Below are 15,454 nucleotides of genomic sequence, written 5' to 3' on the forward strand. Positions count from 1 at the left end.
ATGACACTTAATCGTAAAATCCGCATGGGCATGGTCGGCGGCGGCCAAGGTGCCTTCATTGGCGCCATCCACCGCATCGCCGCTGGCATTGATGGTCAAATCGAACTCGTCTGCGGCGCCTTCAGCTCCGACGCCGAACGCGCACTCGCCTCGGGCAAAGAACTTTTCCTGCCAGAGGCGCGTTGCTACAGCGACTTCGAAACAATGATGAGCGCCGAGGCGCAACTGCCCGAGGGCGAGCGCATGGACTTCGTCGCCATCGTCACGCCCAACCACGTGCACTTCCCCGTGGCCAAGGCGGCCTTGGAGGCTGGCTTCCATGTGCTCTCCGACAAGCCAGCGACACTCAACTTGGCGGAAGCCCAAGAACTGGCCCAAATCGTTGCCCGAACAGGCCTCAAGTATGGGCTTACCCACAATTATACAGGCTACCCCATGGTCCAACAGGCCCGCGAAATGGTCCAGAGCGGTCAACTCGGAAAATTGCGTAAGGTGGTAGTCGAATATCCACAAGGCTGGCTGGCCACTCCGATCGAGCAAGACGGTCAAAAGCAAGCCGCATGGCGCACCGATCCCAAACGCTCGGGCGCCGCAGGCTGCATCGGTGACATCGGCACCCACGCCGAGAATCTGGCCGAGTTCATTACCGGCCTACAAATTAAAGAACTCGCCGCCGACCTCACCGCCTTTGTCGATGGACGCCTATTGGACGACGACGGCAACATCTTACTCCGCTTCGAAGGGGGCGCCAAGGGCATCCTGCACGCCTCACAGATTTCAGCCGGCGAGGAAAACGCGCTCAACATCCGCATCTACGGTGAAACGGGCGGCCTGGAATGGCATCAAATGGAGCCGAACACGCTGCTAGTCAAACACCTGGATGCGCCCACCCAAATCTATCGCACCGGTGGTGGCTATTTGGGCGAAAGCGCCACCGCTCACAGCCGCACCCCAGCGGGCCATCCGGAAGGTTACCTCGAAGCATTCGCCAATATTTATCGCAACTTCGCCGCAGACATCGCCGCAGAACTCTCTGGTGCTGAAGCTCCAGCCTACGCCAAAGAATACCCTAGCATCCAAGACGGTGTTCGCGGCATGGCCTTCGTCGAAGCGGTTGTCGAAAGCTCAAAAAACAACGCCACTTGGACATCATTAAGTATTTAGCCGCGCGGCACCTCATTCTTCTTAGACTGACGGCACTCTTGACAAGCCTGACCTGCTAGCGAATCTGAACACATGCGTTTTCTCATCATCGCCCTCATTTGCACCCTATATGCAGGATGTGCCAGCACACCCAAGCAAGCAGTTTCCTCTGTTCAAATCGAGGAAATCAAGCCTCGTTATATTGAAACAGAACAGTTTAAACGTATCAGCGAATATTTAACGGGTAGAGAGAATCTCGGTGATCGCATCGTTTTTCGTACCAATCCCAAGGAGCGATCGGGTTTCTACTTTGCTTTAATTCTCGACACTAATGTTCGTAAGCTCCCGAAGGGCACTGTAGTCGTCGGAGAATTCTACACGAAGAAATCAATCGATAAGCAAATACACGAATTCACACTGGCCAATAAACCAGTCAGCACTAAAGAAATTTTTGTCGGTCTAACTGGTGAAGATTGGCCCGAAGACAGCGGTGCTCCTTCAGCTTGGAAATTCACATTAAAGGACGCCAACGGAAACATTTTGGGCAATTCCCAAAGCTACCTCTGGTCTCTTTAGTCACATTCTAATCCAACTGAATCGCTCTACGAGAGGCTTCGTGGGCGGATATTTGGGCGCCACTCCGCTCTCCCATTTTCGCATATACTTCCCGACCGAGTGCCGCCTGCTCTAATAAGTCAGGTTCCAGTTGAACTGCGCCCCGTTGGTAAATAGTGGTCACGCAAGACCCCCCAAAGGAAAAGTACCCTTTCTCGCTCCCTTTGGCCACACTCCCCGCAGTAAAAGTTGAATGCATTCCCCCCACACAGGTGGCACCGACCTCCATGACAATCACTTTCCCGAAAGTAGGTGATTGAATAACAGTACGAGCACGACGATTTTCCCATAAAATCGATAAATGGCGACGTAATGCCAACGGACTGACCGAACGTAAAGTGCCAGGCAGAACCTGAACAGGTCCAGCCTCCCCAGCGACGGGAAAATGATAGCGATGGTAGTCAACCGGACAAAGACGAGAAATCACCATTGTTCCACCAGCAAATTCCTGAGCAAGTGACGGATCTCCAACAAAGGCTTCCAGATCAAAACGCTGGCCCTTAATGTAAAAACGATCTGCGACATCAACATTCTCGATCCCCAGATGCCGTCCATCCGCGGGAAAAACCACCGCCTGCGGATCTGGATCCACAGGACGCGCTGCAGATTTCAATCTACGATAAAAAAACTCATTAAAGCTACCATAACTCCCCACAGCATCCGCAAACTCCTCAATGTCTACACCATAGTTCTGAATAAAAGGAGCTACTTTCTCACGACTTCTGGGAAAATCCATCCGCCAACCATACCACTTCGAAAACCATAAGCGCTTAACTGCAACAGCGACTGTCAAACGCCCCAGTGGATTCCCATAGGCCCAGCGTAAGAAACCTTCGCCATAAACCGATTCAGTTTCAACTGCACCAGTGTGACGATTATAATATTCAATAGGCGCGTTATACTCTGCGGCAAAATTCATACTTTATTCTGGCTCCTGCCCCCGTCCATATCGACGACGAGCACTTTTGATTTCCTTTAAAGTCGATTCATTCGACTCGGTAGTGTGAAACTTAGAAACAGCCACCCGCTGGGATTGATAAATACCAGTGTGACCGCTGAAATAATAAGCCATAAAACAGGCAACCGCAAAATAAACGGTATTCTCGGCACCAAATAACTCAATCCCCATCAAGGTGCACGCAATTGGTGTATTGGTCGCCCCCGCAAACACCGCAATAAAACCCAATCCTGCAAATAAATCTACTGGCGCGCCCGAAAGCATTGCCAAGGAATTCCCCAGTGTCGCTCCGATAAAAAATAAAGGCGTCACTTCCCCCCCCTTAAAACCTAAACTGAGCGTAATCGCCGTGAGAACCAACTTCCAAAACCAACTAAATGGATCCGCACCACCCGCCGAAAACGCGGATACAATACTGACCCCCTCTGGGTCCGGCGAACGCACTCCCAAGCCTAAATAATCATAACTCCCGATAATACCACTGATCCCCAAAACCAAGCCGCCCCCCAAAACCGGGATGAGCCATTTTCGTGAAATCAATGCATGTGATGTCGACTTCAGCCAATGTGACAACTCTGCAAAAGCATAACTCGCCAGCCCGAAACAAGCTCCGGCTATCATGATTTTCAGCAATAAAACCAAATCTAACGAAAAATATCCCAGAGCTGCCTTTGCGGAATACGCGATCGTATATTCCGTGTGATGTATTGGGAAGGCATTACAGGTCACATCTGCCAACAAACTCGCAATCAAACAAGGTAGTAAGGCATCATACTTAATACGCCCAACCGCCAACACTTCCAGGGCAAAGATCGCTCCTGTAACTGGCGTGCCGAAAACCGCACCAAAACCAGCCGCCATTCCCGACATCAAGAGAATCCGTTGATCCGCCCGGGTCAGCCCCAAACGCTTGCCAATGTATTCAGCAACGCTTCCACCCATCTGCACCGCAGTACCTTCGCGCCCAGCAGAGCCACCGAATAAATGAGTCAGCACGGTAGTCAGCAAAACCAGCGGTGCCATGCGAAAAGGAATCCCTCCTCCTGGTTCATGAATCTCGTCCATGATCAAATTATTACCCGCTTCTGAATTTTGTCCCCAGTAATGATAGAGCGCATAAATCCCCACCCCTGCCAGCGGCAGCAACCAAATCAACCACATCTGAGCATGTCGTAATTGGGTAGCCTGCTCTAATAGCCAGAGAAACACTGCGACCATAATACCAACTGAAACCGCAACTGGCAGCACCAAAAAGGACCACCAGACAACATGCCGCACCATGCGAAACGGCTCCGATGTAGAACGAAGCTTCACCATCACTAAGCGAGCCCGCCCATAGAGCTTTTTCGTACTGTTCCTACATTTTGCATATATATTGCTTGGCGGTAATCACGCGCCCTGTAAAGCCTACCATTCCAGACGTTTTCTCATATGACCGATACAACCTCAGAAATTGATTTCAATAGCATGCTCGATGCGCTCCATCAGGCGATCGAAAAAAACGATACGAGCACTGCCCTACAAACACTACAACAAGCGGATCACGATGAAACGGCGAAACTAATTGACCGACTCAGCGTCGTCGATCGACAGACACTCTTCGGCTTACTATCACCGGAACAGGGCGCCGAAGTGCTTGAACATGTCTACTACTTCCAGGGTGCGGATATCATTGAAGAGCTCCCCGCACAAGTGGCTGCACCCTTTGTCGCCAAACTTGATAGTGACGATCGAGTCGACTTAATGAATGAACTCGATGAAGAGGACTCGCAAGCGATCCTCGAAGAGCTGGACGACGACATCGCGCATGAAACGCGTCGCTTCATGGCTTACCCCGAAGGCACAGCAGGGGCGATCATGTACAGTGAGTTTGTCTCCTTTCGCGCCGACATGACCGTCGAAGCCATTCTCAATGACATTCAGGCCAATCGAGAGCAATACATCGAGTTTGGCGTACAATATGCCTACGTGCTCGGTCTGGAGAAACAACTGCTCGGTGTACTACCAGTGCGCAATCTACTTTTTGCCAGTCATCAACAACAGGCCACCGAAATCATGATCCCCAATCCCACCACCGTACGCGCCTACGATACGGTCGAAGAGCTGGAAGCTATTTTTGAAGAGCATAACTATCTGGGACTTCCAGTGGTCAATAAAGATGGATGCCTCATCGGCATCATAGATCGAGAATCCACGACTGAAGCTCTACAGGAAGCGGCCACGGAAGACTTGCTTAAATTTCAAGGTCTAATGGGTAAAGAAGAGCTCCGCTCGATGCCACTCAAAGTACGCAGCGGACGTCGCCTCTCCTGGCTTAGCATCAATGTAGTGCTTAATCTCATTTCCGCCAGTGTCATCGCAATGCACCAAGACACCCTCGAAGCCGTCATCGCGCTTGCGGTCTTCCTACCTATTATTTCCGACATGTCCGGCTGCTCTGGCAATCAAGCCGTGGCCGTCTCCATGCGTGAACTCTCTCTCGAACTCATCAGCCCCAAGGAATTTCGTCGCGTCTTTGTCAAAGAATCCAGTGTCGGACTGATTAACGGCGCCTGCCTCGGACTGCTCATTGGTGGTTTGGCATGGCTATGGAAAGGCAACGCCGTGCTCGGGCTGGTCGTAGGTACTGCCCTCGCACTCAACACCACTGTCGCCGTCTGCGTCGGCGGCCTAGTCCCCCTCGCGCTCAAAGCCTGCCGCCAAGACCCCGCACTTGCCTCCGGCCCCATCCTCACCACCGTCACCGACATGTGCGGCTTCATGCTCATACTAGGCCTAGCCTCCCTATGCCTCCCCTACCTAACCTAATCCCACTTCAGCCCTCAAGTCTCAAGTCTCCCACCTGAGCTCTCAAAAAAATATCCCGATTAGGCCTTGATCTTTGCGGGATGCCCCCATTTATTCCTCCGCTTTCACTTTTAACAAGGAGTCCTACTATGTCACAACACAACAGTTTCAAAGCCGCCGGTGGTGGTGGTAAAAAGAATCGCACTGTCCTGAAACGCTTCGAGCGTGTGGACCTACTCCGCAAGCGCGGACAATGGGAAGACGGTAATCGCGTCATTGGCCTGAAGAAGACCAAGCCTGAAGAATAAGCCATCTCATCAGTTTTTTTTAACAAAGCCCTTTTCTGAATATGAAAAGGGCTTTTTTATAAGGCTACATTCAGACTAAAATCAGTAGTGACATTCTGATCGCCTTTCCCACTATTTGCCAAAACACGACCGCTCTCTCCTCTATTAATTCCTACAAAAACACGTAGCTAAACGACTAGGCCTGATAAACATCAATGCTACCTTACCTGCATATATTGATTCGCGTAGAAGATGACGGCTCTCTTCACGCCCTCGGCGCCTTCACAAGTAAAGAGAAACAGCTCGCCTATCAGAAAGAAAGCGGTCTCAAAGACAGCCAAGTTCGGCTCGACTTCTTTAATGGCCCCTTCGATGAAGATATTAACGTAGTCTATGCAGGTCACCGTCGCTGGAACATGGACCTTTTTCAGCTCGGAGGCTATTTCAAAAGCGAAGGTGAGGCGTGGACCTGGGTCACTCAAGAAGGCTATGTCAGCGTCCTGCGTATCGACACCAGCTACCAAGAAGAAAAAGCACTACAACAGGACGCACTCGAGCGCTACGCCAAATTACAGCGTCGTTGGCGACTAGCCACCTATGAGGAACTCGTCGAACGTGAAGGCGCCGATAAAGCACGCGCCAACATCAAACTGCGCTTTTACGAAGACGCCCTCGAGTCCTTCAAACCCAAAACACGTCGTGATCTGCGCGCACTCTACGCCTTCGCAGTTCTAATGCTCTGTTTCCCCTTCGCCATATTTTTCCTCCTGAGCCGAGGTCCCGACTATGGCGAAAACATCGATTCAGTCAGCTGGCTTCCCAATTACGCCAGCGACATTTCCTACTATCGCTCCAAACAAGTTCAAGTATTCGAATTTAAAGTTAGTGGCGAAGATTTCAAACGATGGGCGGAAAGCCGCGGTATGAGCGTGCGCCGCTTAGTCAACCAAGAAATCATCAGCCGTTACAGAGCATATATCCCCACCCCCAATAGCCGTTCCAGCAGTCCAGCCACTCCAGGCGGCGTGCTCACAATCGAACAATTTGAATCCTGGCAAGACGATATCAGTGCAAAAGTTGCACGAGGCTTGATTGCAGAAAGCCCCGAGAAAGAAATTGCCATCTACGACAGCCACACAAAGAAAGCGTATTACGAATACCTCATCGACTTTTAACAATGGCCAGACTTATACCAATCTCCACCCCAGCTGGCCCCACTCGAACCGAGCGCCGCACCAGGCCAAGCTTCCACATTCGTTTGACATCGCAGTCGCCATTGGCAACCTCACCTAAGGACTAAGGAACATCGGACAATTATGCAGGCCAAACACCCTAGAGGATTTTCGATAATAGAGCTTATGGTCGTCACGACGACCATCGGCATCTTGGCGCTGCTCAGTATTCCCAGCATCCGTATCGCGGTTGATCGGACCGAAGCCGCTGCTACCGCCAATGACATACGCGTATTCACAGAAGCGATAGAGTTCTTCACCACTATCAAAGGTACGTATCCTGAAGCGATGACCTATACTCGTATGCCCAACGAGATTGCCAGCTACCTTCCCTCCCCGTGGAAAAGCGGTCAATATAGTTGGTTTTATGTAAACACTGAAAATTTAACCTATGTTTACCTCTATAATCTCAGTTTTACTGCAGAACAAGCAGTCCGCCTCGACAGCATAATCGACGATGGTAACATCGCAACTGGTAACGTACGCATGGCATACAATGGCAGTGGATTAGTTTATCTCTTCCAATATTATCAAGCCGATCGCGAGTCCATCCCCGAAATCAATGATGAATAGTAGGCAATGTCGATGAGAAGATAAAACACCTTCAAACTTGCGTTCCGAAAAAAATATGCGAATGTGCACCTTGGTTCTTTGAAAGAAGCATCCGCAAATGCGGACACAATTCTTTCCGTATAATTAAAAGGTTGGGCGCTACTAGAGCGCCTATTCCTTAATTCAAATTTCCTAAATCTTAATAGATTTCAAGGGGGTGTCACGGATTCGACCTTGTGTCGTAGTGCGAGGCTGCATGTCGGAGATGATGGAGGCTCCGTATCAATCCATTACAAAAATTAATTGGCGAAGAACAATTCGCACTTGCTGCTTAATGCGGCAACGTTTCTACCCTGACACCTGCTAAGGAATAGAAGCGTCGACTAGCAGGCATAGCTGATAACCTGGCTCCCGTTTATCAGTTGTAATTAGGGAGTCTGGAAACTGAAGAGTCTGCTTAGAGACGCTTCAGCAACGACAAAAAATTCTAAGCTAAGCATGTAGATGCCACGTGTGAAAGCACGAGGGACGCGGGTTCGACTCCCGCCACCTCCACCAATTAACATCGACTCTCGATCATAATTTGCCAAATTAAATTGGCAAATTATGGCAAAGCAAACTTTCAAGATCAGTAAATTTACCAACCCTCAAGGCTCTGACGCATGGAGGGTCGCAGGAACGCTCAATGGCGAGCGTATCCGCAAAAACTTCAAAACTCGAGATGAAGCTACTGCTTTTCGGCAAAAGCTCAATATCAGACTGCTAAATGAGCAGAACGAGGGCCAAACAATCTGGACGACTTTAAGCCATGCACAAAACGCCGACGCAATTGCTGCGGTGAATTTACTTAAGCGTTCAAAATCAAGTAAATCACTTCCATTCGCCGTGAATTACTTTCTAGAACACTATAAGGAGTCTACTGAAAGTAAGACGATCGAAGCTGCCGTCCTAGAATATCGAAACGAAAAATCTCGAGAGCTCGAACGAGGTATCATCTCTTCTCGGCAAGAACGTGCCATCAAATATGAAATGGCAAAACTAGAAGGCTTTTTCACTGGACGCGTCATTGGAGAAATTCAACCCGAAGAACTCAAAAAATACTTAGATACTCCCCTTGGACGCTCAAAGGCCGTCGCTACACTTAAAACGTGGAACAACCGACGCGGCTACATCAGCACATTTTTTAAATTCTGCCTAATGAAAAAATATCTGGCAGAAAACCCAATGCTTGAAGTCCCACAATTTAAGATAAAAAAGAGCAGAGGCACTGCCGAAACTTTGACCGCGAAACAGGCTGAAGCATTCATGCATTGGTTGGAAAACTACCGAGGCAAACAAAACAAAAATGGCACTTGGTGGGGCTCACCTGGGTGCATGGTCCCCTATTACGCACTCACCTTATTCGCAGGAATCCGTCCTGACTGGAAAGATGGCGAAATGGGAAAACTGAGCTGTGATGCAATCCGTCTCGATACGGAAGTTATTATAATAGAACCGCATGTCTCCAAAACCAACGAAAGACGAATCATTAAAATCCAGCCGAATCTCCGCGCATGGTTAGAAAAATACCCGCTAAGCAAATACCCAATTATTACTAAAAAAAGATTCCGTGATATGTGGGCAGATGTCCGAACTCAACATCACCTCCCACATGATGTCATGCGCCATACATATATTTCCATGACCGTAGGTGCCTTTCGCTCAGTTGGCGATGCTTCGCTTCAAGCTGGAAATTCAGAAGCAGTCATCCGAAAGCACTATCTTGACTCCAAAAGCACTAAAGAAGCAGATCAATTTTGGGGAATATTACCTGAAAGACATCAAGCTCAGCCTATGAGCAAAGAAAATGGACGATATATACTCTCGTTCAACTAAACTTCTAAACAGGCTCAAACTTTAGCCATGTCTTTTTCATTCTTAATCTGCATAATGTCCTCCTGACAGTGATTGATCGGAAGAGTCTATTGTGCCTCCATAAATAGTATTTGGAAGACCCCAGGCAACGCAATTAAAGTCACTAAAGCCGCAGCGATTCGTAAAAGACGTCGATGCGTCACAGCAGAAGCCGCCCATTGCTCCCCTTTCAACGCAAGCCATGCATAGGCACCTTTTATGCCACAAATAAGCAGTAAAATCACCACAAATAGACCAAGCACGAATTGAAACTGTATGGACTCTCCTATAGCAAAAATAGGTAAACCACCAAAGTAAAAAGCAAGTGCTTCCGTATCTGCTAGTGTGACCACAAAAACAGCCATAAAATAACAGCTCCTTTTAGCTTTGGCCGCCTGCTCGAACTCCAGATGAGTCGAACTAACCTTCCACAAGCTCCACTCAAACCAGAATAAGATAACTGAAGCTGATAAATGTATCCATTTCGCCTGTGGATCAAATATACTCAAAATGAAATTCAAGCCTAAGCAAGCGAGTGTAGTAAGGATGAGGTCACCTAAAAGCACCCCGAGTATGGCAGTTCGAGCAAATCGCCAGAAGGTTTAAATTGTCATTATTGCTGGGATCTCCATCAAGGTGATGAATCTCCAATTCTGAAATGCCATTCGTCATGCACTTAGGGTTAGGGCACCTACTCTCAACTTCGTCGAAAAGCATATGTCTAATTTTGATAGGGATGGAGGTTCTTTTTTTGGCCATAGTATGTTTCTTCGTTTTGGTCGATTCAGTTATTTCCAGAGGGGCTCAGCATTACGAAATATTTGTGTGCGTAGTTCATTTTCTGAAAGCCCTACAATATCAGCCAATCTTTCGATGGTGGAAGCCACTTGATACGGACGCACTGGAACGTCTCCAGCGGTCGCCACAAACGGACCATCAGTCTCTGTCAAGATGCGACCAATGGGGATCTCTCGTATCATTTTCACATGCCTCTCTCGAGACAACATCTCACCATTAATAGAGAAATAACAGCCCAGCTCAACTCCCCGTTTCATCTCAGATAACGAACCGGTGAACCAATGCAATACTGGTACTACGTTAGTCCCATTGAGATTGCACTCCAGAGCATTGAGGACATGCTTTGTGGCTCGGGTCGAGTGTATGGATAAGACTTTATCACCGACTTGAGCACACGATTGAAGGATACGAGTAAATATCTCCCGCTGTTTCTCAAAAGAACGATAATGCCTTGGACTTGCATCCAAGCCAATCTCTCCCACGAATCGAGTTTTGGGAAGCAACCGTTCAAACAACTCAAACTCATGACCACGCTCGGCTACCAATTGCGGATGAAGCCCTAGTGCCGCTCGAACAAAATTAAGATTTTCAGTGAGCTGAAGGTTCCTCTCAAACGCTACGGGAATCGTGGTCACAGCTAGCGTCAAGACTCGCAGCTTTTCACACTCAGCTATGATCTCTTCAAAATCTGGATAGAGGTCGAGATGACAGTGAAAGTCTACAGCTATCGGACGTTCGCTCATAAGGGACGACTATTGGTTGTTTTGAGAAGTTCCGCGATTTCGTTCATTCCGTTTTGATAGACTGCAACATAGTCTTCCAGTTGGTCGCCAACATCAGTCAATGGACCAGATTTAAAAATAGCTAATCTCGCGTATTTTGGATTCGCCTGAAGTTTAGCAATTGTTGACTTTGCGGCTCTCACGTGCGCTCCCTCGGCTTTCTTGCTATTTAACACCTGCCCTTTTAGCTCAACCCCATATTCAGTAGTATCACCATCATCATCTAAGCCAAACAGGGTAGAAGCTCTGCGGATTAAACAGGGCATGCAATAACCACAGTGACGAGGAGCGTGCTTATCCCAACGAGCTTTAGCCGGAGACGAGCAAGACATCGTTTGCGGTAGCAGCTCTTTAAGGTAATGGAGATCTTTACAATCGCGAATCATCTGCCCTTTTGTTTGGGTTGCATATGGATTGAGCAATCTTCCGCTGAGGCCGATGGCACCTAGCAGTTCATTCCAGCGAGCGACATAGTAAGGGTGAGCGGTCCGAGTACTGAGCGCCCCTAGTCGAAGAGAATCCAAAGGGACATTTAAGGAGATCAAGCCGTTCTCAGGAAGATATATCATGGTGTCTCCGCTGCTCCCATCAGCAACGTAAGCGGCAAGCGAGAAAAACAGGAAAGAACGAGAACGTTGAGTCCCCTCATCCCCACCATTATGCAATATATTCCGTGGAAAACCTATATTCCCCCGCAAAGAATCAAAGCTAGATTTACCATATTTTTGCTTCAGTGCATCTAATACAATTCGCTGATATGTACTGGTCGTTCCATCCGAATAATGACTCACAAAAATAGGCTCCCGACCACTGGTGAGCAAGTCAATTGCCCCGATACAACTATCCAAACCTCCTGAAAGAAGTGAGACACAGTCACGAGGAGCCAAGTTGAATTTATCTGAAACAGGGACGATTATCTGTTTGGCCTTCGGGCGAGGTCTAAACTGAAAACACCAACGATCTCCAGTCAAAAAATGTAGCATTCCGCTCAGTGCTCCAGCTTGAGCTTGCCACAAACCCGGATCGCTAACGGGGAAATATAAAAAGATCTCCCGCGTCCATCCATCTTGAGCATTCTTAGCGCGAGAGATACGAGTGTCCACTCCCATTACAGCAGTACCCAGCAGAAGCAAATCAAAGGCAATTTCGGAAGGGCTTAGGGCAAGTTCTTTTACCGCATCTACGGTATTCTGGATACCAAAATTTAGTAATCCTAATATATCATATAAATCGACATTTGATACTACCGAATGAGGATCATCTGGGGTGACCTGAAATCGATCCTTATTGTTCATTTGAAAGACAATGTGATGGCGGAACATAATTTTATTCTGTTGTTAGCTGCCCGAGCAAATTGTATGCAGCTTCGTAAATCTCATGTGTGATTTTAGTGAGCTGCTGGCTGCCTATACTGCCAAAATCAGAAAGTGGACCACCGACAGCATCCCTGACACAGCCGGATATGACTGCTGAAAGAGTTGCTTCGATGCCTTGGACTGCGAGTGTATCATCAGGTACGGCAAGACAGTTAACCCCAACATCATTGATAACCCGATCTTTTATCGAATTCGAAACAAAGCCAATAAAGAGCTCTCGCAGCTGTTCCTCAGAAAACTCATCCGCCATATCCAGACCTTGCTCGCTAAGATCTGCAATTGCATCCGCCAGAGCATCCCTTGCAATCCCTTCATCAATAGAGCCACCAGGATCAAGACAGAGGGCATCGATGAGTAAAGGGAGTATTTCATCAACTGATTTTCCTTGGCAGTCTTTAAGGCCAAATTGCTTCAGTGCTTCAGGCGTTCCCACAGAAGCCACAGCCTGAGCGAAAGAAAGAATCTTGCTGGCCGTGCGCTGAGGCCCTGCCATTCGGTGCGCGGCAGTGCGTGCTCCCCCACTAGCACTGCCGACATACTCACTTAACGCACGATTGAGTGTGTTGCTATTCCCAGTGCGAGAAAAAGAAGTGAGACTCGCGCGAGGTGCCCGAAACCTTTTTGCATCAGGCGGCAAAGAAATTGGAGGTAGCTCAGCTTTCCCCTCTCCATTAGGCTCATCGGAACCACCTTCTGGCACATCGATAGGATCGAGCCCATCGATGCCTGGCAATTCGCCACACCAAGTTGGAATCAGAGGCGAATCATTCTTTGGCCCAGATGAAGCTGCAGAAGTACCCATAACTAAGTTTCGATTTTATTGATTTTAGCCGTCGCAGTCGCACTCTTCCTGAGTGCTTTGTTCTCAGTTTGATTCATCCAAGTCTTGTATAACCGCTTAAACGCAGCTTGGGCAGGTTCCGACGAAAACGCCTTATTCCAGCCAGAGACAACCCATGCTCCGAGATCCGACGGAGTTCTCGATTTCAGAATGTCAATGAGTGGCAATTGCAAGTTCGGATGACTCTCCGCCAACAAAATAAGTCCCTCCATCTCGTTAGGCTTAGATGCTAAACTGGATTCTTTCAGGACATCTTCTCTCAGTGTGTCAAAAATCGCTCGCGCATCCGCATCGACCAACTTCTTAACGGCCTCTCTTTGACCACTCGCACTCAGGGCGCCCCCCTTCAGCTTCTCATAAAGCGCTTCATGTATTCCCAGCCCTCCATTGACGCCAGAGAACATCCGCTTATCCCGAGTGACAAATGCATACGGTCGTAAATCAATGCCTCCTAGCTTTGGATCAAGGTCGAGCCATTGCTGAACGGTAGGTTTTTTCGACCAATTTGCAACCGGCTCGGAATCTCCCAAATTTCCCCGCTTCGTATTCCCCTTTTCCAGCATTTTTATCTGCTCGGGTTTACCATCACGTGATGTAGCAATCATCGCAATCAACTGTTCATATTCATCCAGCGCAAACCTTTCGAGCAGCATTAGCTTGGCAAGAATCGGACGCTTGATCATCTTATTGAATCCACGCGCTTCGGCAATTGATTCTCGTAATATAAGCGTATTAAGGAAACGCTTGATCTGCCTAGGATTACCCTTTGTTCCCGCTGTGAGTAGAGGCGTTAATTGAGCCGCCAGAGTTAATGACGAATTGATTTTAGACGGCACATCCCCAATGGATTCTTCGATTTTTGCCCGGTCTAAGCCGTTTGAAATCCAAGGCATCATCAATAGCTTGCGGGCAAGTTCAAGATATGGCGTAAATTCTTCAGCATTCAATTGCTGCTCGATCAGCAGCAAAGTAATATAAGTCCGCGTTTCGGATGAGCCCAAGGCGGGAATGCGGAAAGGCACCTGAATGAGCTTTTCCAGATAGTTACGAGAGTAAACCTGCGGCGAGATTCTTCCAGGCAAATCGGGAAAGTGCTGCCTCACGGCGTATTCCACCATAGTTTCATCTACCGCAATAACGAAAGCAGAGCGCTCAACAAAAAGAAAAAGCCGTATCGCCTCCAAAGTTTCGATAATTGTGATGGGCAAACAACGGTCCAGATCATCGACTAATATAACCAGCTTCTCAATACCCGCCTCATCAAGCAGCGTCGTAAAATCTCGCCTAAACTCATGGACTTGGCTTGGGACTGTCGAAGCGCTATGATCGGGAGTGCTCACCAGTTCTTTTGCGGTGCACAAAATCGCATCCATATCAGTCGTCGTGATAGCGTCGTGTCCCTTTGCTAAAAGTGATTTCGCAAAATTCGACAAAGCTCCAATTTGCTGTGGTGATGGTAGTCCCGTAGCCACATTATACGCCAAGCCTCCAGCATGTTTTGCGACTTTTAACCAATTAATCTGCTTCAATAGACCTTTAGCCTGCTCTTTGACTTTCACTGATTTTGGGCGAGCATCAAGGATCCCATTAATCAGAGACTCTAACAGCACCAGTTTAGCGTCTTCAAAGCCTTGAAAAGTCCAACTATTAAACTTAAGACAAAGCGTCTTCTTCTTAGATGCTAGGTTCGCCTGAACCATAGCTAATACACTCGATTTACCAGCCCCCCAATCTCCGTGTAATCCTATCGAGATGGGCTCGTTACCAGCATTATCCAAGAGAGCAATCACTGAGACGGCAATCGGCTCATACTGGAGCAAATCTACGTCAGTTTCATTATCATTGAAGAACATCAAGTTGTAAGATATCAAAAATATGATTATAAAAACAACCAGAAAAGCACGTAAAGCGTATAAAGTTTACAATCGAACGACAAACTAGCAGACCAACATCCGTTCAATAAAAGCCAACGTCCCATCGAGCAAAAAATCTAAAGATACGGTTTGAGCCCAAAAACATGGTGCAGTGCGGAAATCCGAGAAATAGATAAAGAGTATTTTTGTAATATAAAATACTTTAAGGCGGCATCTTCTTGCACATCACAGGCGACTTGCTTTATACAACCCCCGTGTATGCCAAACTGTAGCTTCCATACAGGACACGAAATCACACGAAACTCCCAACTCCCAA

Annotated in this window: 14 protein-coding genes and 1 other RNA gene; 8 read left to right on the forward strand and 7 right to left on the reverse strand. The window is 48.1% G+C overall.

Translation table 11 applies throughout. From position 1 onward, the window contains the following. Together QEH59_RS04225 and QEH59_RS04230 are read left to right on the forward strand one after the other, a co-directional pair. On the forward strand, positions 1 to 1,164 hold the full coding sequence (locus QEH59_RS04225; RefSeq protein WP_308984107.1) for a Gfo/Idh/MocA family protein: 1,164 nt from the start codon (positions 1 to 3) through the stop codon (positions 1,162 to 1,164). A 72-nt stretch (positions 1,165 to 1,236) separates the two neighbouring features. Then, complete coding sequence (locus tag QEH59_RS04230; protein ID WP_308984108.1) at positions 1,237 to 1,719, forward strand: YegP family protein; 483 nt, start codon at positions 1,237 to 1,239, stop codon at positions 1,717 to 1,719. Positions 1,720 to 1,726: 7 nt separating this feature from the next. Here QEH59_RS04230 and QEH59_RS04235 read toward each other — a convergent pair whose 3' ends face one another. Together QEH59_RS04235 and QEH59_RS04240 are read right to left on the reverse strand one after the other, a co-directional pair. Further along, a complete protein-coding gene (locus tag QEH59_RS04235) occupies positions 1,727 to 2,677 on the reverse strand; it encodes a phosphatidylserine decarboxylase (RefSeq protein ID WP_308984109.1) in 951 nt (316 codons plus the stop codon). Positions 2,678 to 2,680: 3 nt separating this feature from the next. Further along, the gene (locus QEH59_RS04240; RefSeq protein ID WP_308984110.1) at positions 2,681 to 4,033 is read right to left on the reverse strand and encodes a voltage-gated chloride channel family protein; all 1,353 of its coding nucleotides are present in this window, start codon (positions 4,031 to 4,033) and stop codon (positions 2,681 to 2,683) included. A 114-nt stretch (positions 4,034 to 4,147) separates the two neighbouring features. Here QEH59_RS04240 and mgtE point away from each other — a divergent pair, with 114 nt between their 5' ends. The 6 genes from mgtE to QEH59_RS04270 all read left to right on the forward strand — a co-directional run bounded on the left by mgtE (position 4,148) and on the right by QEH59_RS04270 (position 9,449). Then, complete coding sequence (mgtE, locus tag QEH59_RS04245) at positions 4,148 to 5,524, forward strand: magnesium transporter (protein ID WP_308984111.1); 1,377 nt, start codon at positions 4,148 to 4,150, stop codon at positions 5,522 to 5,524. A gap of 128 nt (positions 5,525 to 5,652) precedes the next feature. Further along, a complete protein-coding gene (locus QEH59_RS04250) occupies positions 5,653 to 5,811 on the forward strand; it encodes a small basic protein (protein WP_308949285.1) in 159 nt (52 codons plus the stop codon). Between the two features lie 194 nt (positions 5,812 to 6,005). Continuing rightward, a complete protein-coding gene (locus QEH59_RS04255) occupies positions 6,006 to 6,965 on the forward strand; it encodes a hypothetical protein (RefSeq protein WP_308984112.1) in 960 nt (319 codons plus the stop codon). A 141-nt stretch (positions 6,966 to 7,106) separates the two neighbouring features. After that, positions 7,107 to 7,595, forward strand: a complete 489-nt coding sequence (locus tag QEH59_RS04260) for a type II secretion system protein (RefSeq protein WP_308984113.1) — start codon at positions 7,107 to 7,109, stop codon at positions 7,593 to 7,595. A gap of 192 nt (positions 7,596 to 7,787) precedes the next feature. Then, positions 7,788 to 8,132: a transfer-messenger RNA gene (gene ssrA / locus QEH59_RS04265) on the forward strand. A 48-nt stretch (positions 8,133 to 8,180) separates the two neighbouring features. Next, positions 8,181 to 9,449: a tyrosine-type recombinase/integrase gene (locus tag QEH59_RS04270; protein ID WP_308984114.1), complete on the forward strand. Its 1,269-nt coding sequence runs from the start codon at positions 8,181 to 8,183 to the stop codon at positions 9,447 to 9,449. 86 nt (positions 9,450 to 9,535) lie between these two features. Here QEH59_RS04270 and QEH59_RS04275 read toward each other — a convergent pair whose 3' ends face one another. The 5 genes from QEH59_RS04275 to qatA all read right to left on the reverse strand — a co-directional run bounded on the left by QEH59_RS04275 (position 9,536) and on the right by qatA (position 15,135). Beyond that, on the reverse strand, positions 9,536 to 10,042 hold the full coding sequence (locus QEH59_RS04275; protein ID WP_308984233.1) for a hypothetical protein: 507 nt from the start codon (positions 10,040 to 10,042) through the stop codon (positions 9,536 to 9,538). Positions 10,043 to 10,255: 213 nt separating this feature from the next. Continuing rightward, positions 10,256 to 11,008, reverse strand: a complete 753-nt coding sequence (gene qatD / locus QEH59_RS04280) for a Qat anti-phage system TatD family nuclease QatD (protein ID WP_308984115.1) — start codon at positions 11,006 to 11,008, stop codon at positions 10,256 to 10,258. Next, complete coding sequence (gene qatC / locus QEH59_RS04285; protein ID WP_308984116.1) at positions 11,005 to 12,369, reverse strand: Qat anti-phage system QueC-like protein QatC; 1,365 nt, start codon at positions 12,367 to 12,369, stop codon at positions 11,005 to 11,007. The genes qatD and qatC overlap by 4 nt, the downstream gene beginning before the upstream one ends. 4 nt (positions 12,370 to 12,373) lie before the next feature. After that, entirely contained in the window at positions 12,374 to 13,225 is an 852-nt protein-coding gene (gene qatB, locus QEH59_RS04290) for a Qat anti-phage system associated protein QatB (RefSeq protein ID WP_308984117.1), read from the reverse strand. Positions 13,226 to 13,227: 2 nt separating this feature from the next. Continuing rightward, positions 13,228 to 15,135, reverse strand: a complete 1,908-nt coding sequence (gene qatA, locus QEH59_RS04295; protein ID WP_308984118.1) for a Qat anti-phage system ATPase QatA — start codon at positions 15,133 to 15,135, stop codon at positions 13,228 to 13,230. Positions 15,136 to 15,454: the final 319 nt, after the last annotated feature.

The sequence above is a fragment of the Thalassobacterium sedimentorum genome, assembly GCF_031127905.1.
GTDB classification, from domain to species: domain Bacteria; phylum Verrucomicrobiota; class Verrucomicrobiia; order Opitutales; family Coraliomargaritaceae; genus Thalassobacterium; species Thalassobacterium sedimentorum.